This window comes from Elusimicrobium simillimum (assembly GCF_049639735.1).
Taxonomy (GTDB): Bacteria; Elusimicrobiota; Elusimicrobia; order Elusimicrobiales; family Elusimicrobiaceae; genus Elusimicrobium; species Elusimicrobium simillimum.
The window spans coordinates 1,414,078-1,431,790 of sequence record NZ_JBEVVA010000003.1 but is presented as its reverse complement, the minus strand read 5'-3'; the positions used below and the strand labels follow the sequence as shown (position 1 = coordinate 1,431,790).

General features: G+C 43.0%; 14 protein-coding genes. 6 read left to right on the top strand and 8 right to left on the bottom strand.

Features of this window, described 5'->3' with window-relative positions; all coding sequences use genetic code 11:
- Positions 1-21 precede the first annotated feature (21 nt).
- Together AAIR98_RS07495 and AAIR98_RS07490 are read left to right on the top strand one after the other, a co-directional pair.
- Positions 22-4,548 carry a response regulator gene (locus tag AAIR98_RS07495; protein ID WP_423971571.1) on the top strand — a complete coding sequence of 1,509 codons (4,527 nt, stop codon included), beginning with the start codon at positions 22-24 and terminating at the stop codon, positions 4,546-4,548.
- A gap of 78 nt (positions 4,549-4,626) precedes the next feature.
- Complete coding sequence (locus AAIR98_RS07490; RefSeq protein WP_423971570.1) at positions 4,627-5,388, top strand: EFR1 family ferrodoxin; 762 nt, start codon at positions 4,627-4,629, stop codon at positions 5,386-5,388.
- 52 nt (positions 5,389-5,440) lie between these two features.
- Here AAIR98_RS07490 and AAIR98_RS07485 read toward each other — a convergent pair whose 3' ends face one another.
- The 5 genes from AAIR98_RS07485 to AAIR98_RS07465 all read right to left on the bottom strand — a co-directional run bounded on the left by AAIR98_RS07485 (position 5,441) and on the right by AAIR98_RS07465 (position 11,122).
- Entirely contained in the window at positions 5,441-6,082 is a 642-nt protein-coding gene (locus AAIR98_RS07485) for a hypothetical protein (RefSeq protein WP_423971569.1), read from the bottom strand.
- A gap of 87 nt (positions 6,083-6,169) precedes the next feature.
- On the bottom strand, positions 6,170-7,870 hold the full coding sequence (locus AAIR98_RS07480) for a diphosphate--fructose-6-phosphate 1-phosphotransferase (RefSeq protein WP_423971568.1): 1,701 nt from the start codon (positions 7,868-7,870) through the stop codon (positions 6,170-6,172).
- A 76-nt stretch (positions 7,871-7,946) separates the two neighbouring features.
- A complete protein-coding gene (locus tag AAIR98_RS07475; RefSeq protein ID WP_423971567.1) occupies positions 7,947-9,005 on the bottom strand; it encodes a hypothetical protein in 1,059 nt (352 codons plus the stop codon).
- A gap of 88 nt (positions 9,006-9,093) precedes the next feature.
- Positions 9,094-10,791, bottom strand: a complete 1,698-nt coding sequence (locus AAIR98_RS07470) for an ABC1 kinase family protein (RefSeq protein ID WP_423971566.1) — start codon at positions 10,789-10,791, stop codon at positions 9,094-9,096.
- A gap of 19 nt (positions 10,792-10,810) precedes the next feature.
- Complete coding sequence (locus AAIR98_RS07465) at positions 10,811-11,122, bottom strand: phasin family protein (protein ID WP_423971565.1); 312 nt, start codon at positions 11,120-11,122, stop codon at positions 10,811-10,813.
- A 112-nt stretch (positions 11,123-11,234) separates the two neighbouring features.
- On the opposite strand from AAIR98_RS07465, the gene AAIR98_RS07460 reads away from it, so the two are divergent.
- The 4 genes from AAIR98_RS07460 (at position 11,235) to AAIR98_RS07445 (ending at position 15,292) form a co-directional block, all read left to right on the top strand.
- Complete coding sequence (locus AAIR98_RS07460) at positions 11,235-11,525, top strand: hypothetical protein (RefSeq protein ID WP_423971564.1); 291 nt, start codon at positions 11,235-11,237, stop codon at positions 11,523-11,525.
- A gap of 41 nt (positions 11,526-11,566) precedes the next feature.
- Complete coding sequence (dinB, locus tag AAIR98_RS07455; RefSeq protein WP_423971563.1) at positions 11,567-12,649, top strand: DNA polymerase IV; 1,083 nt, start codon at positions 11,567-11,569, stop codon at positions 12,647-12,649.
- 62 nt (positions 12,650-12,711) lie between these two features.
- On the top strand, positions 12,712-13,833 hold the full coding sequence (locus tag AAIR98_RS07450; protein WP_423971562.1) for a hypothetical protein: 1,122 nt from the start codon (positions 12,712-12,714) through the stop codon (positions 13,831-13,833).
- A gap of 109 nt (positions 13,834-13,942) precedes the next feature.
- Entirely contained in the window at positions 13,943-15,292 is a 1,350-nt protein-coding gene (locus AAIR98_RS07445; RefSeq protein WP_423971561.1) for a basic amino acid/polyamine antiporter, read from the top strand.
- A 153-nt stretch (positions 15,293-15,445) separates the two neighbouring features.
- Here the strand turns inward: AAIR98_RS07445 and AAIR98_RS07440 are convergent, their stop codons facing one another.
- From AAIR98_RS07440 to AAIR98_RS07430, 3 genes are all read right to left on the bottom strand, one after another.
- The gene (locus AAIR98_RS07440; RefSeq protein ID WP_423971560.1) at positions 15,446-15,937 is read right to left on the bottom strand and encodes an META domain-containing protein; all 492 of its coding nucleotides are present in this window, start codon (positions 15,935-15,937) and stop codon (positions 15,446-15,448) included.
- A 110-nt stretch (positions 15,938-16,047) separates the two neighbouring features.
- Complete coding sequence (locus tag AAIR98_RS07435; protein ID WP_423971559.1) at positions 16,048-17,256, bottom strand: OmpP1/FadL family transporter; 1,209 nt, start codon at positions 17,254-17,256, stop codon at positions 16,048-16,050.
- Between the two features lie 117 nt (positions 17,257-17,373).
- Positions 17,374-17,592: a hypothetical protein gene (locus AAIR98_RS07430; protein WP_423971558.1), complete on the bottom strand. Its 219-nt coding sequence runs from the start codon at positions 17,590-17,592 to the stop codon at positions 17,374-17,376.
- Positions 17,593-17,713 lie beyond the last annotated feature (121 nt).

The following is a 17,713-nucleotide window of genomic DNA, read 5'->3' as shown; positions in this document are numbered from 1 at the left end:
ACAATACAATAGGATGCCTTTATGACCCAACAGAGAAGTTTTTCTGCATTTTTAAAGGAAGTCGGTGTTAAAAAGATCATAGGCACTGTGGCGGTAGGCGTGCTTATTGTATTGTTTGCTGCTTTTGCTAATTCATATATCACGGCCGCAAGGTATATGGATTTTCTGATTTTCTCAGAATCCACAGCCTTTGAAGGCATGCTTTCCGCCTCTTATAAAGATACAAAAGACCTTACCAAAACCCTTACCGAGGTAGAAACAGATTTGGCTGCCTACCCGGTGCCTAAAATGGATAAAAGAACAAAAACAATGTTCTTTATTCTTGAGGATTCCCAGGCGCGGATCATCTATTCCTCCGACAGTGAATTTTTAAAAAAACCCCCGTATAATATTTTAAAAGATAATGTTTTTAACGCCGCTAAAAAAGCTAAGGCAAGCGGTAAGCCGTACACCTTTTTTCACGTTGGCAGAATGGGGGAATTGGACATAACGTCTATTTCCGTTTTTGAGTTTGAAGGGCGGTGGTTTGGCGCCAGAGACATTGTTTCTCTTAAAGATATTTTTACTTTTTCTTCTTTAGCGGCTTTTGTACTTTTTATTATGGGGCTTTTGGTGCTGTTTTTTGGCATATCATTTGTTGTGGGCCCTATGATGGCCGCCTTACAAAAAGACCGGGAGCAAATGTATAACCTGCTTAACAGAACAGGTGTGGGTATAAGGGTAATAGAGCAGAAAACAAAAAATATACTTTATTCTAACGAAAGGCTTAAAGAGGACTTGGGCGCCCTGGCCGCCGCGCCGTGGCAGGCGATATGGAATACAAAGCCTGAATATGATTATATTTGCATGAGCTGCCCGCACGATATAAACAAATATACCGTATACAGTAAAGAATTAGACAAATGGTTTGAGTGTTACCTGTCGCCCATCAAGTTTTCCGATGGCGTAAAAGGCATTATAGAAACCTATATTGATATTACCGAAAGAAAAGCTATTGAAAAGCAGATGCTTATGCAAATAGCTATTATTGAAAACAACAACAGCTTTATAGCTGTTACAGATTTAGACAAAAATGTTATGTATTCCAACCCCGCCGCGTATAAAATGACAGGCTACCCCGCGGACAAACCTTTACCGCGCGAGCAAATTACACCGTCGCGCTGGCTTAAACTGCTGGATGAGGTTGGGCGCCCTACCGCAATAAAAGAAGGTTTTTGGGAGGGTGAAACCGAGATATTGCGCGCGGACGGCAAACTTATTGAAACCTTGCACCGTATAATATCTCTTAAAGACGAGGCCGGCAAAGTGTACGCACTGGCAACTGTGATAGAAGATATAACCGAAAGCAACAGCGCCAAAAGACAATTGCAAATACAGTCCGCAATCAGCACGTCCAGCATTAACGCTATTATATCCATGGATTTAGACGGCAATAATATATATATGAACGACGCCGCTTTCCATATTATGGGGTACGAGCCGGGGGAAGAGTCTTTAAGTACGCTTACCGCTTTTGTGGCGCATTCTAAAGATAACGCCCAAAAAGTAATGGAAGCCGTTAAGAAGGTTGGGCAAACACAGGTTCCTATAAGTTTTGAAAACGACGTTATAAAGAAAGACGGCACTATTGTTAATGTTTTACAGCACGTTTTCCCGGTTAAAGATGAAAAAGGGCGTTCTATAGGCGTAGGTACAATTTTAAATGATATTACCGCGCAAAAGCGCGCGCAACATGAAGTGGCCGAGACTAAGGAACGTTTGGAAATAGCTTTAAACAGCTCTAAAGCGGGCGTATGGGAAATTAATTTTGAGGATAATACTATTAAGTATGACGCTGACTCCGCGCGTATATTTGATTTGGACTATACCCGCAATATCATGCCGCTTGAAGAGGCCTACGGCATATTTCAAGAAATATTAGCCGACGATAAAGGCAGGCATTTTCTTAATTCTTTAACTTCTAAAAAGCTGACGGTGGACTCTTTGTCGCACGAGTTTAAAAAGGTTAAACACCTGGACGGTACTATTACTTATGTTAATTCCTACGGCCACCCTGTTATAAAAAACGGTAAACAGGTGGGCGCCGTGGGTATGTCTATGGATGTTACAGACCGTTTTGAATTAGAAGAAGAATTAAGAGAGGTTAAAAACCGTTTAGAAGCCGCGCTTAGAAGCTCCCAGGCCGGCGTATGGGAATTTGATTATATTAACCGTAAGGTTAATTATGACTCTATGGCGGGCGAATTGTACGGCCTGCCTAAAGAGATAAGCACTGTATCTTTTGACGACCTTGTGGAGATGATTGAAAACACAATGGACGGCAATGGCATAGATATTTGGCTGGATTCTTTAAGATACGGTATGCCAATACCTGACAATTTGGCCAGCAGAGAGTTTAGGATACGCCAGGCCGACGGCTCTTATAAATACGTTGACGTTTTTGGCCACACCTTATACGAAGACGGCAAACTCAGCCGCACGGTGGGCATGACTATGGACGTTACCGCGCGCCATAAGATGGAAAAGGATATTATAGAAGCCAAAGAAGCGGCGGAGGAAGCGAATAAGGCAAAAAGCCAGTTTCTCTCTAACATGAGCCACGAAATCCGCACCCCTATGAACGCTATTATAGGTATGACAAAAATTGCCAAGGCTTCTAACGATGTGTCCAAAATCAGGGAGTTTTTGGGGAAAGTGGAAACCTCGTCGGACCATTTGCTTGATATTATTAACACAATATTAGACCTGTCCAAGATTGATTCCGGCAAGTTTGAGCTTTATAACGAAGAATTTGACCTGGAAAAGACATTGGTTGACCTTATCAGCGTAGTATCGGTTAAGTCTGATGAAAAACACCAGGAGCTTTTTGTAAAAATAGATAACAATGTTCCGCGCACACTGTTTGGCGATTCTACGCGCCTTGCGCAGGTTCTTATGAATTTGCTTTCTAACGCGGTTAAATTCACTCCTGACAGCGGTAACGTACAGCTGGCCGTGACCGCCAAAGGGCGTGAAAGCGATACTGTTGAACTGGAATTTTCTGTTTCGGACACTGGTATAGGTCTTACAAAAGACCAGCTTAAAAATCTCTTCCGCGCGTTTGAACAGGCCGACAGCAGCATTACCAAGCGTTACGGCGGCACAGGGCTTGGTTTGGCTATTTCTAAGAGAATTGTTCACATGATGAATGGTGAAATAGGCGTAGTAAGTGACTATGGCGTGGGAAGCGAGTTTAAATTTAATGTCTTTATTAAGGTAGTTGGCGACGGCAGCGACCATGTGGGCGATATTATATCCAAGCAGGACAGGCGCAAGATAAATATACTTGTGGTGGACGACTCTCACGAAATACTTGAATATATGGAAAATATTCTTGGCGCGCATAACCTGCCGTGCCAGACGGCCGACAGCGGGGAAAAAGCTTTAATTAAGGTAGAGCAGGCCATAAAAGACCAAAAACCGTTTAATATAATCTTTATGGACCTTAAAATGGAAGGTTTGGACGGGCTGGAAACAACTAAAAAAATTAAACAAATACGTGACGATAACTCTGTGGTTATCATGATGTCTATGTATGAGATGGACAAAATAGAGACGGCCGCCAGAAGAGCGGGCATAAGTAAGTTTCTCTCTAAACCTGTGTTCCCTTCTACAATTATTAATACAATTAATGAGATTGTGGGCGGTAACAGCGTAACTAAAAAAACGGTAAAAGAGAAGAAATATAACTTTAACTTCAAGAGCGTTCTTGTTGTTGAGGATATGGAAATTAACCGTGAGATTTTAGCCAATATTTTAGAAAGCAGCAAAGTTAAGGTTGCCATGGCGGAAGACGGCCAGGAGGCCGTTGATATGTTTAAGAAAGACCCTTACGCCTTTGACCTTATACTTATGGACGTGCAGATGCCTAAGATGGACGGTTACACCGCTACCAGGGTAATACGCGGGCTGGACGAAGCGCGCGCTAAAGATATACCCATAATAGCTTTAACCGCTAACGCTTTTAAGGAAGATATAGACGCCGCGCTTAACGCTGGCATGAACGGGCACCTTACCAAGCCTATCGACGAAAATAAGCTGTTTGAAACACTTAACTCTTATTTAGGCGCAAAGGTGGAGGATACTGGCCCGCAATCAATTAATAAAGACGAGGAAGGTAAACAAATGACAAATGAAAACGCTGATTTAACCGGAGTTAACGCTGCCGAAGGGTTAAAAATACTTAATAATAACACCAAGCTTTATGTGCGTTTACTTAGCAGTTTTGTTGACAACGGTTTAGTGCCGGAATTTTTGGCCGCGGTTGAACGTAAGGACGTAAATACCGCCGCGTTAAAAGCACATACGGTAAAAGGCGTAAGCGCTAACCTTAGTCTTGACCTTCTTAACGAATTTTCCGTTAACTTTGACGCGCAGTTAAAGCAGGGTATTATGCCTGATATCAACGGCGACCAGATAAAAGCGTTTAAAGAAGCTTATGATAAAACTATAAACGCAATAAACGCAATTGTCCAAAACCCGGCTTTATTAGATAAATTTAAAAAATAGGCGTTTTTAATATGTTCGCACCCCCGGTATTATACGGGGGTGTTTTTATTGTACAATGTACACTTAAAAGGGGGGGATATGAAAATATTTTATTTTACCGCCACGGGCAACAGTCTTTATATAGCCAAACAGTTTGGGGGGGAGCTTTACTCCATACCACAACTTTTAAAAAGCAATGAGCTTGTGTTTGAAGATGATGTTATAGGCCTGGTATTTCCGTGTTACGGGTTGGCGGCGCCGTATTTAGTGCGGGAATTTATAGCGCGCGCCACGTTAAAAAGCCCCTATATTTTTACTGTTATGACATATGGCAACACTTTTGGCGACTCCGCCGGGTGGTTTAAAGATTTTGCCGCTAAAAACAATGTAAATATTAATTACTGCGACGGTATTTTAATGGTGGACAATTACCTTCCCATGTTCGACATAGCTAAACAAAAGGCGGAAGATAAACATATACCTGCAAACCTTGCCAGAATTTTGGACGATATAAAAGCCGGGAAAAATTATATAAGAAAAGGCGGCCTGGGTGACAAACTGTTTTCTTTTGCCGTGCACACGTATTTGGGGTTTAAGCCGTCCTCCTCGCTTGTTAAAGATTTTTATGTAACGGACAAGTGTAACAGCTGCAAAACATGCGTAAAAGTGTGCCCTAAAGACAATATATGTGTGCCCGAGGGCGGCAAGCCCATATACTCTAACCACTGCGAGTTTTGCCTGGCGTGTATAAATTTGTGCCCGCAGCACGCTATAGAGTTGCCAGTGGAAAAAGACCCCGCCCGCGGACGTTTTAAAAACGAAAATATTAATCTTAAAGAGATTATAGACGCTAATAACTGAAGTCAATTTACATGTAATTAAATCCGCCCCCGTATTTTTGCGGGGGCGGGCGTTAGTCTACAAGTTTAAAACTGTGGTGGTTAACAATCTCATCTTGGTATATGTCCACCCAGTCGTCCAGTTCTTTTAGCAGGGCGGCGGTGGTGTCTGTAAGTGTTTTTTTATCTTTTATTTTATCACGGTATATAATTTCTTTAGCCAGTACGCCCAGGCGGCTTGATATATTAAATATATGTTCAATTTCAGTATTGGCCAGCACGTTGGTCCCGCCGCTTGCCAGGCGGGTTAACTTTTCTTTATCAGCCTGTAGGTTTTTACCGGTGGTATCGTCCATTTTTATATTCTTTTTTATATTGGCGGCGTCCATATTTAGAAATATATCCAGTTCTTCAGGGCTAAACTCATTGGTTTGTGACAGCAGCGTTCTAAGGTTGGCTATTATATTTAATATAGTGTCGTTAATATCGTTAAGCAGGTGGCGCTGTAAAGAATCTTTGAGTTTCTTATTAGACAGATTGTTAAAAACCTCATAGGATATAAACACAAGCGGTATACTCATAAGCCCGGCCGCTATATTTACGTTAAGGTCGTTTAAGGCCGAGTCTTTAAGGTATATACCGCTAAGCGCGTAAATAGTTATGCCAACGGACATTGATATTACATACGGCATTATTCTTATAAAAAAATTTTTCATATAACCCCTGTTTCTGTTTAGTTAACATGATTATAACAATTATCCTGTATGTTAAAAAGCCCCGCGTTTTACGCGGGGCTTTTATGTTTATTTCTTTTTGGATTTTGTTTTGGCTTGCTCATACTGCAGCGTTTTGGTTGTCATATCGGTTACCGCTGACGGGCCAAAATACTGTATGGGGCCCGGGAATATGTAAGATTCCGTCATCGCCCACATGTCTCTGTTTTTAACAAGCTGTTTAAAAGGTTCGCCTTTAAGCTCAACTAACGCTTTTCTGATAACAGGCTTTTCTTTGCCTTTTCTTCTTTCAATGTTCATCATCATTGTTAAAGGTATACCGCCGCATTCCCAGTCTTTAGGGTTTTTAACAAGGTTTTTAACTGATGACAAATAACCTGAGCAGTTGTTCAATGCCAGTACCGCGGCGTTGTAGCCCAGCGCGTAGGTATAGTTGGCGTCAAAGTTAGACGGCGCGCCGCAGCGGCCCTCGTAACCAAAGAAATGCGTTATAGCGGCAAATTTGCCTTTGTATTTGTTAGCTTTTCTCATTTGGGCAAGTTTGGCGTGCAACATTTCAATTAACAGTTTTTCTGTTTCGATAAGCGATACCTGTACGTTGCCGTGCGGGTCTCTGTCCAACATTAACTGTGACGCTATGCCCGCCGGTAATGACTGCATAAGCTTAGAAAGTTTGGGTGAAAGCTTAGTGAAAATAAACTGCTTTTTCTCTTCAATGCCGTGCATTTTGGCAAGCGCGGTTTCGTGGTCGGCCAGCAGGTCGTTAAGGGCGGCTATAAGCTCTTTCATTTCAGGTATAAACTCAATAAGGCCTTCGGGTACAAGTATTACGCCAAAGTCTTTGCCTTTTTCAGAGCGGGCCGCTACAACTTTTGCTAAGGAGTCTATAATCTGCGCCAAGGTCATTTTTTTAGACAGCACTTCCTCGCCTATCATAACAATGTTGGGTTGTGTTTTAAAGCCTACTTCTAAGGTTATGTGTGAGGCGCTTCTGCCCATAAGGCGCACAAAGTGCCAGTATTTCTGGGCGGAGTTAACGTCGCGGCAGATATTGCCGACGAGTTCGGCGTAAATTTTGGTGGCTGTGTCAAAACCGAAGGAGGTTTCGATATGTTCGTTTTTAAGGTCGCCGTCAATTGTTTTGGGTACGCCAACTACGCAGGTTTTTAAATTATGCTGTTTAAAAAACTCCGCTATTACGCCGGCGTTAGTGTTAGAGTCGTCGCCGCCTACTATTATGAAGGCGTCCATTTTATTTTTTAAGATATTGCATTTGGCTGTTTCTAACTGTTCGGGCGTTTCAATTTTGGTTCTGCCTGATTGTATAAGGTCAAAACCGCCGGTGTTTCTGTATTCGGCCATTAAGGCGGGGGTAATTTCTTTAAGCTTATTTTCAAGCACGCCGCCGGGGCCTTTTAAAAAACCGAAAAGCCTGTTTTTGGGGTTAGCTTTTTTAAGACCGTCTAAAATACCGGCTATAACGTTGTGCCCGCCCGGTGCCTGCCCGCCGGAAAGCACTACGGCTACTTTAATAGCGTCTTTGCAGCCTGCTTTGTTATTGCCTTTGATAAAAGAAACTTCGGGCATGCCGTAGGTGTTGGGGAAAATCTTTTTTACTGTAGCTTGGTCCGCTACTGATTTGGTAGCTTTGCCAGCTTTTGCTTTTACGTTTGCGGGGCCGTTTTTTAAGATGTTTGGAAGTACCGGCTTAAATTTAAGTCTTTCTACTTGAAGTTCTGAACAATTTCTTGTCTTACACGCCTTTGCCATAAGTTTCATCTCCTGGGGTTAACATCATTTATATATACATTATATAAATTTTGTATAGAGAAAACTAAGGCAAAAACTACTGCTTTATTTTTTTGTAAGAAAGCGCGGTGGGATACGTTATAAGATAGTCCGCCGGTCTTGCGTTATACGCTTTATTATTTTCCTGCCCTTGCGGGATAATTTTTAATATGGCGGGTTTTTCAAAGTATTCTTTAATTTGCCATTCCACAAAGTTCTCCGCGTCCGCCGGGCCGTTGTAGGTTGTATAATCCTGCGGTTCTAAAACAAAGCGTGTAAAAATGGATTTTGAGTGGTGCCAACTTCCGCCGGAATGCAATACTACGGTAAATTTTTTGTTTCTAAAGTGTTCCTGCGCCATTTGGGTAAGCGTTCTACTGTTATCTTTCCAATCTCTGTAATAAACATGCTGCTGTCCGCCAAAAAATACTGATTTTTGGTTTTTTACCATAGCTTTGGATATAGGCGCAAACATAGCGCGGTTTCTCATGTCAAAACCAAGCTGCTCTTCCAAGCGTACATTTGTGTTTTTTATATACGACACACTCTTGTCATGGTCTAAATCTATAAACCATATTTTAATACCTTCTGCTAAAACTAAGCACATGGTTTCCTCTGGCACATGTATGTCGTTTTTAGAGTACTGTTTGCAATATTCCGTTTTTTCCTGCGGTGACAACGGTTCAAGTCCTGCAGCTATAGCGTCTATTTTATATTGAAACGATTCGTCTTCTTCATAAAAAATATTTATTATAGGGGCACCGGGGTGCTGGCGGTTATATTTCATTATCATTTGCATGGTTTTATAGCGCGGGTAAGGGTATGTATGAATTTCACCAAAAAACACCATGTCATGCGCGGCCAAAATTTTTGAGTAAAAATTAAAAAGTTCTTCATTGTTGGAATAGAATTTAGCGTTTTTATTAAAATAATCTGAAATGTTCTCCGCTGCCATAGTGTACCAAGGCGCGGTATAAGCGGGCGTGGCGGCAGCGGCGGGCGCGTTAAGCTGCGCACGCGCGGCGTCTATTTTTTTATTGGCGTCCTTTATAAAAGACTGGCCAAATGAAGACTGCGCCAATATAAATACAATTAAAATTAAAAAATATTTTTTCATATATAAATTGTAGTTAAAAAGCGTGGTAAATACATGGGCCAAAAGACCTATAATTGTATAGGTCTTTTGGCCGTATTAATGAGGTTATTTATTTGTTTCTTTTTCTGTTTTTAAAGCGGTAGTAGGCTGTGGACAGCAAAATAAACGCGGCCATAAGCCCGCTGATTACAAAGCCCAGCAATCCTATCACGGGGATGCCGTAAAGTTTGGGCGCTATGTCAGCGTGTACCATTATAGAAGAACCTATAATTAAAGACCCCATTGCTATGCCAAACACAAGCGTGCGGCTGGCCTCGTCTATAGTTTGCTGCAGGCCGCCCAGTTTGTGGTGTTCAAACTCTATTTTCATATGGCCTTGTTTGGCTTTGTTTAAAATCTCACGTATGTCGCGCGGGGCGGACTGTATAAGCTTGGCCGTTTCCAACAGCGATATAGCGGCCGTGGCGGCCATGTGCCTGGGGTCCAGGCGGTTACGTATAATGGTTTTAGAAAACTCTTTTATAATAGCCATTGTTTTAAACTCAGGGTCCAGCTGGCGGCCCACGCCCTCAATGGTGATTAAAGACTTTACCATAAAAGAAAAGTTAGCCGGCATTTTAAGTTCAAACTTAGCTATAAGTTCTGTTAAGGCAAGCAAAAGTTCGGCTATATTAACCTCTTCTAAAGGCAGGTCAATGTAACGCTCAATAAGCTTTTGCACGGCGTACTCAATCTCACGCGCTTGGGGGTGGTCTGTGCGGTTAACAATGGTTAGCAGTGTGCTGGTTACCAGGTAAGAGTTGCGGTACATCAACGCTACTATTAATGTGCCCAGGTCGTCCTTTTGCGATTCCATCAGCGTGCCCATCATGCCAAAATCTATAAAGCATATTTGGTTGCCGGGCATTATCATAATATTGCCCGGGTGCGGGTCAGCGTGGAAAAAGCCGTCTATAAAAATTTGTTTTAAAATTATTTGCGCGCCGTTTTTAGCTATTAACTGCCTGTCATAGCCTTCCAGGTTGTCTTCGGCAATTTTGCTTACCTTTACGCCGTCAATAAACTGCATGGTAAGCACGCGCTTGGAGGAATACTCTTTATAGGCACGCATGGCGTAAACGCGTTCGTCGCTTTCAAAGTTTTTGTGAAAGCGTTCTATATTAAACCTTTCACGGTTAAAGTCCAGTTCTTCTTTAATGTGTTCGTCAAACTCGTTAATAAGGCCGGTGGGGTTAAAGTATTTGGCCTCGGCAATATTATCTTCTATTAACTGCGCAAGGCTGTGCAAAATTTCTACGTCCACCTCAACTGTTTTTTCTATATTTGGGCGCTGCACTTTAACGGCCACTTTTGTACCGTCAGGCAGCTGCGCCTGGTGCACCTGCGATATTGAGGCGGCGGCAACCGGCTTTTTATGAAAGTGTTTAAAGTTGGCGTTAAGCGGGGCTTTAAGCTCGTCTTCTATTATTTTTACCGCTTCTTCGTAATCAAACGGGGGGACGGTGTCTTGCAGTTTTTCTAGTTCTTTAATTAACGGCAGCGGCACAATGTCGGGGCGGTTGCTAAGCATTTGGCCTAACTTTACAAATGTCGGCCCCAGTTCCTCAAGCGCCATGCGTATATCTTCCCATTTGCTAAATTGGTAAATAGGTTTGTCTTCTTTATGAGGGAGTAAGTTTTTTACTATAGGGAATTTATCCGCCAGCTCTAGCGAGCGCACAATATCGCCCATGCCGTACTTTACAAGCACGCTTAAAATTTCGCTGTAACGCTGAGTGTGGCGGATAGTTTTAGACACAATTCCCATTTTAATTTCCTTTAATCAATTATTTCTTTTTAGCCGGTTTTTTGCTAAGTTGCGCTTTAAGCTTTTTAATTTCGTTTTTAAGCTGGTCGGCTTCTTTTTTGCTTACGTAGCCCATTTTAGAGGCTGTTTGTTTAACGGTGGCGTCAATTTGTTTGGCCAATTCTTTTTTAGCGTCCTCGGCGTGTTTAACGGCGCTTGCAACAAACGCTTTGCCCTCTTTGGCGTCCATTTTGCTGTCTTTGGCAATTTGCTTTGCCAGCTGCTCTACTTTGGCTTTGCCTTTTAAGGCCATGCCAATACCTGCGTAAAACATATTTTCAAGGTTTTTCATGTTAGCGTCCCCCTTTAATTTAGGTTATACATCCAATATATCAAAAACAAACTTAAATATCAGTATTTTTAATAAAGTATAATTAAGGTACTGTAGTTAAAGGAGCCTGAAAATGGATAATGAAATACTTGAGCAGCTTAAAACAATAAACACGCAGTTAGAAAAAATAACAAAACTGTTGGAAGAAAAGAAATCTTTCGGGCATAGAAAAGGCGGCTTTGGCGATAAAAAACCCTTTGGCGACAGAAAACCTTTCGGTGATAGAAAACCCTTCGGCCGCGGCCGTGACGATGACCGCCCCCGTTTTAGCAAGACAGAACGTTTTAACGCAGACGGCTCACCCAGAATAGTGGCCGACGGGCGCGGCGGTTCGGGCTTTCGCGGCAAAAAAAGAGATTTTTAATTTAAGCGCAAAACCTTGCGCGGGCAGCAAACCTACACACCATGCGCAAAATAATACATATAGATATGGACGCGTTTTTCGCGTCCATAGAACAACGTGATAACCCGGCCTTACGCGGCAAACCCGTCGCTGTGGGTTACCCTGGCGTGCGCGGCGTTGTGGCCGCCGCCAGTTACGAGGCCCGCAAATACGGCGTACATTCCGCCATGGCTTCTAAGACGGCTATGGCCAAATGCCCCGGTCTTATTTTTGTACCCTCCCGCTTTGACGTTTACAAAGAAGTTTCCGCCCAAATAAGAGATATTTTTCTTGATTATACTGACCTTGTGGAACCCCTTTCCTTAGACGAGGCGTACCTTGACGTTACCGTAAATAAAAAGGGCAACCCCTCGGCCACGCTAATAGCAAAAGAAATTAAAAAACGTATTAAAGAGGTTACCGGGCTTACGGCCTCGGCCGGTGTATCTATAAATAAATTTCTTGCCAAAATAGCGTCAGACCAAAACAAGCCCGACGGTATTTACGTAATAACGCACAAAACGGCCGAGAAATTTACCGAGAGCCTTAAGATAGAACGCTTTTGGGGTGTAGGCAAAGTAACGGCTGAAAAAATGCGCGGCCTTGGCATAAAAACAGGTAAAGACTTAAAACGTATGACGGAAGCTGACCTGGTAAAACATTTTGGCAAAGCGGGGCACACCTATTACCTTAATGCCCGCGCCATAGACAACCGCGACGTAGAGCCCGACCGTGTACGTAAATCAATAGGCGCGGAGACAACTTACCTTACCGATATCCACGACATGGCCGAGTTGGAAGACCAAATAAAAGAAATTGCCCCAGAGGTCTGGCGCCGCGCCGCTAAACGTGACTTTGAGGCGCGTACAATCACACTCAAAATAAAATTTGCTGATTTTAAGCAGATTACCCGCCGTAAAACCCCGGGGGGATATATATTAAAGTATGAATCTTTTCTAAATACCGCCCTTGAACTATTGCACACGCCCGGTCTGGCGGCAGAGGTTAAGGCTAAAGGCGTGCGCCTTGCCGGTCTTAGCCTGGGCAACTCCGGCACGCAGGAGCAAAGCAAAAGCAACCAGCTGCAGTTTGATTTTGGCCTTTAGACCATATTGTGTTTTGTTACGTTAAGAGGTATCATTTAAGAAACGATAAAACAGGATGAGATATGCCTTTGGATAAAGCAAAGTATCACGGGTTTTCTGTAGTAATAATAATTTTTGGTCTGCTGTTCTTTTTAGGCAGCGGTTTTTTTGTGTATATGTCGCTCTCTCCTATGACGGTGGATTGTAAGTTTAACGGGCCTGCGGCAAAGTGCGTTAAGTATGATAATTTCTTTTATAAAAAAGAAATGATTAATGTTCGTACCACACGCCTTGAAGAAAATTACCGCAAAGGCAAGCACGTTTACACAATAGCTTTTGTTGCAGAGCATGGCGCGGTTTACGGGGCGGACGGCGGCGGCAATATAGGAGTAGGGCAAATTAGAGAGGCAGAGGCGCAGCTTAAAAAATTATTTGCCGCTAAAGAAGATTTTGTTTTTAAGTACAGAAACACTGCCTTAACATGGTTTGGCATGGTTTTTGTTTTAATAGGTTTTTTTATTACTGTGTTTGGGTTGTGGATATTTTTCTACGGTAATAAAAAGCCGCAGCCGCAAATAGCGGGCGGAGACAGCGCCGCAGCGCCCGATGACGACACTCCTGAAAATTCCGTAAAATCCACTATAAAACATTATTACGTGCTTAAGTACGCGCCCGCCAGGCTTACGCTTGGCAAACCCGCCGCCGCTAAAATAGCCGGGCTTGTGGCTATAACATTTTTGTTTTTTATTGCCTTTTTGTTTGGGCGTATAGTGGGTAGTATTATTGGCGTGATTAGCGTAATATTATTTATCAAAACGCTTTTTAATAAATATGATCTTATAGATATTGATAAGGTAAGCGGTAAAATAATATTCTACCCGCTTGACGGAAAAACCAAATATGCCGATGAATATAAAATAAATGAAATTGAGTCTATTGATTTTTACGAGGCGGACAAAGAAACCGCGTTTAACGCTTTTTCTGACTACATTAAAGAGTTTTGCATAAGAAAAGGCTGTGGTACGCCAGGCTCTTTAAAACTGCAGACGCGCGCGGTTAATGCCGGCGTATCTAATGAAGAACACGACGGCAGCTACTTGGCAGTTAAAATAAGAAACCATAACCCGGTTTACCTGCAAACTTCTGTCTGGCTTGTAAAGCCGGACGACATAGCGGAGCTGCGTAAATTTATATCAGAAAGATAAAGTTTTTGTTTTAATAATTTGCAAAGGCCCTCTTATTAAGTGGGCCTTTTTTACCGACGGTCAGCCCGCCTAATTATGCTAAAATAGCATTTAGACACTTGGAGACTTTATGCAAAATTCTTTAAAAATAGGTTTTTGGGGCCTTACAGGCCTGGTAATAAGCGCTATGATAGGCTCTGGCGTATTCGCGCTGCCGCAAAATATGGCGGTGGGGGCGGGGGTTGGCGCTATATGTATAGCGTGGCTGATAACCGCTGTAGGTATGTTCTTTTTAGCAAATACACTTAGGGTGCTGTCCATTGTGCGCCCGGAGGCGGCGGTAAGCGGTATTTATATTTACGCTAAAGAGGGGTTTGGTAATACCGCGGGCTTTTTTACGGCGTGGGGGTACTGGGTGTCAAACGTGTTTGCTATTTCTGCTTTTGCTACTGTGCTGACAGAATCTCTTAATTACTTTTTTCCGCCGTATTTTAAAGGCGGCAATACTATTTACGCTTTACTTACCGCAAGTTTAGTTATATGGGGTTTTTATTTTTTAATACTGCGCGGTATTAAAAAGACGGCCGCCATTAACCTAGTTGGCACATGCTGTAAGCTGGTGCCGTTGTTTTTCTTTATGGCGGCGGTGTTTGTAGCGTTTAATTTTGACACGCTTAAAACCGCTTTTGTTAACAGTTTTTCTTCTATGGCGGTGGGTGGCGTGCCGCTGATGGCGCAAATAAGAAACACCATGATAATAACTTTGTGGACATTTATAGGCATAGAAGCCGCTATAGTTTTATCTTCAAAAGTACGTGAGCAAAAGCAAATTGCCCGCGCTATTTTGTCCGCTTTTTTACTGTGCATAATTATGTATATCATTGTTTCCGTTCTGCCCTTTGGCATACTTACCAGAGAGCAAATAGCCGCCATGCCCAACCCGTCCACGGCGGGCATTTTGGAGCACATTATAGGCCCCGCCGGCGCGGTGCTTATGAACGTGGGTATGATAGTATCCGTATTGTTTGCCACTCTTTCTATGATAACCATTACGGCCGAGGTCCCCTTTGCCGCCGCTAAAGAAAAGTCTTTCCCCAAAATATTTACTAAAGAAAATAAAAACGGCGTGCCAGGCTTCTCGCTTTTATTTACGGTATGCGCCGTGCAGCTGGCGCTGTTTATAGGGTTTTTTATGGAGAACGCCTTTCATACGCTTCTTACCATAACGGCTGTAATGGTAATGCCTGTTTATTTTATAACGGCGTTGTACCTGGTAAAGCTGGCAAGCCCCAAGCGTTTTCCCACGGGTAAAGGCGTGGCCATAAAAACAGCTTTTTTTACCGGGGCGCTGGGCACGGCGTACGCGGTGTGGCTGGTATACGCGGCCAATTTAAAATATTTATTGCTTGCCGTAATTTTCTTTTTACTGGGCGCGCCGTTTCTAATAATGTCCCGCCGACAGAAAAAAGTATTAGATTGATAAATAAAAAAGCCCGCTCTTTTGAGCGGGCTTTTTTGCAAGCAAAAAATAAATTTTGAAAGTTTTGATTTTATCAAAACTACAACGTATCAAAATTTTTCTTATTGATACGGCCGTGCGGTTGCGCGGCCTTTTTTGCAAGAGTTGTTTAACTTAACGATAGTCAAATTCTTTGAATATCATTGTGGCTTTTGCGCCGTTTGCGTCAACGGTGCTAAGTTTAAGCTGGCCTTTTTTTACTTCCCATTTGTTTGCCTTTTCCATAAGCTGGAAATATTGGTGTTCACTTAAGCCGTTAGGCACTTTTATGCCCATCATCATTGTGCTGGCAAAGTGTTTGAACGCTATAGCGTTGTTTTCACCCAGTGTAAAAGGGCCGTTGTATCTGTTAGGCGCGGCTTTACCGTTTACGCGTTCTTTATCAAACTGCAAGGTATAGATGTCTTTAAAAAACTCATCTTGCCCTAAAGCGGCGTGTGAATATGTGGCTTTGCCGGCGCTGTTAAGCACCTGGGAAAGCTGCCATACTTTACCGTTAACGTCTGTTGTAAAATCGGCCTTAGCTGCTGTGGTAGCGCAAGCTGCCAGTAAAATGCTGCAGGCCGCTACGGCTACTGTTAATATACTTATTTTTTTTGTGTTCATATTATTCACCCCTTATTGGTTATTGTGATAAATACATTATATAACTTTAATAAATATAAAGCCAAAAAGCCCGCTCATATAAGCGGGCTTTTTTGTTTTTACGAAGTGTATTAGAAAGCGTATTTTGCGCTTAAACCTATCATCTGGCTGCGGGCGCCCTCGTACTTGGCGGGGTTGCCGTGCTCTGTGGTGCCGGTTAAGTCGCTTACGTACATGTAGGAGTAAGATACGTCTATCCCCCAGGTGTCAGTGCTGTAGCCTACGCCTGTGCTAAAGATATGGCGGTCGTCAGCGGGGACCATGGTGTCCATGTACTTGGGGTTGATGGGGGACTCGTCGTATACATAACCAAGGCGTACGTCCCAGTTTTTTGTTAAAGAGTATTCCGCGCCGAAGGAAAGGCGGTAAACGTCTTTGTAATATTTGTATTCGTTAGAAAATCCTTTGGAAAGGTCGTCATAGTCTAACTTAAGCTGTTTGTAAGAACTCCAAAAAACACCTGTAATACCGGCTTCCATAGTTACTTTATCAGACGGGGTGAAAGAGATGCCAAACGCCAATTGGTCAGGCAGGGCAAGGGCGGCTGTGGCGTCGCCCGTAGCGGGGGAATAAACGCCGTGGCCTTTAAGTTCACCGCTGGCTAAGTGCCTTGTTTTGGTGCGGTAGGTAAGCGCGGCGGCCCATTTTTCGGCCCAGTTGGGGGCGTAGTAAATGCCAAAGTTTGCGCCCCAGGTTATAGAGTCGCCTTCAATTTCTATTTTGTTAGCGCCGCCGGGGCCCTTTTCTTCAACAAGGCTGGCGTACATAATTTCCAGCCCGCCCGCTAAAGAAAGCTCGTCCGTTATTTTTGACGCCATAACAGGGTTGAGTGAGTAGGTTACAAGGTCCATTCTGTAAGACTGCCTTTCCGCTATAGCGGGTGTCCAGTTGCCGTAGTTTTTATATTTGCCGCCCAGGCCAAAACGGGGGAACAGGCCTATACCTAAAAATATATGCTCCCTCATTTGTTGGGTGTAGTAGAAGGTAGGCAGATAGAAAACGCCTGTTTCCAAATCTCTTTTTTGGCCGGAAATAGAGGTAGAACCCTCTACTATAACCGCCGTTATGCCCGCCTGTATGTGCGAGCCCGGCAGCTTGGTAATAAGCGCGGGGTTAGTGGCTATAGAGGCAGGCTCGGCTTTGTTTGCCAATACTGCCCCGCCCATGGCGTTGCCTCTGGCACTAAACTCATACAACGCAAAGCCCGCGGCGTTTAAAAAAACCGCGTGCATGCACAGCGCTGTTGCCAGCGCCGCTTTTTTAAATGTTTTTATGTTCATAATTATCCTTATAGTTTTAGTAATACTGTAATACTGCGCCTTACTTACAGCTTGTGGCTGTATAGGGCGGGCCGCCGCCTTTTGGCAGCGCTTAGACGTATACTTTTAGGATAATAACTAAGCGGGGGTATAAAACGCTTTTAGGAAGTTAAGCTCTTCCAACAAGGAAATCTTTGCTAAGTTATCCTTAATGGCGGAGTTTAAGATAACCGTGCTTTTGGGCGCCAGTTTCTTTTTGGAGGATAAATACGGGAAAAAGTATGCCAGCACCTTTTTTATTATAAAAGGCAGCAGCATTACAATAAGACTGATTATAGTTAGTAAAATAGCTTCCATGTATTAGCTCCACTTTTTATTATAACAAAATGGGGGGAATTTACAGCCTTATAATTTTTGTTTATTTTTGAAATATGTTTTTTAAAGTGGTAAAATATATACAGCCAGTTGTTTTTGGCTT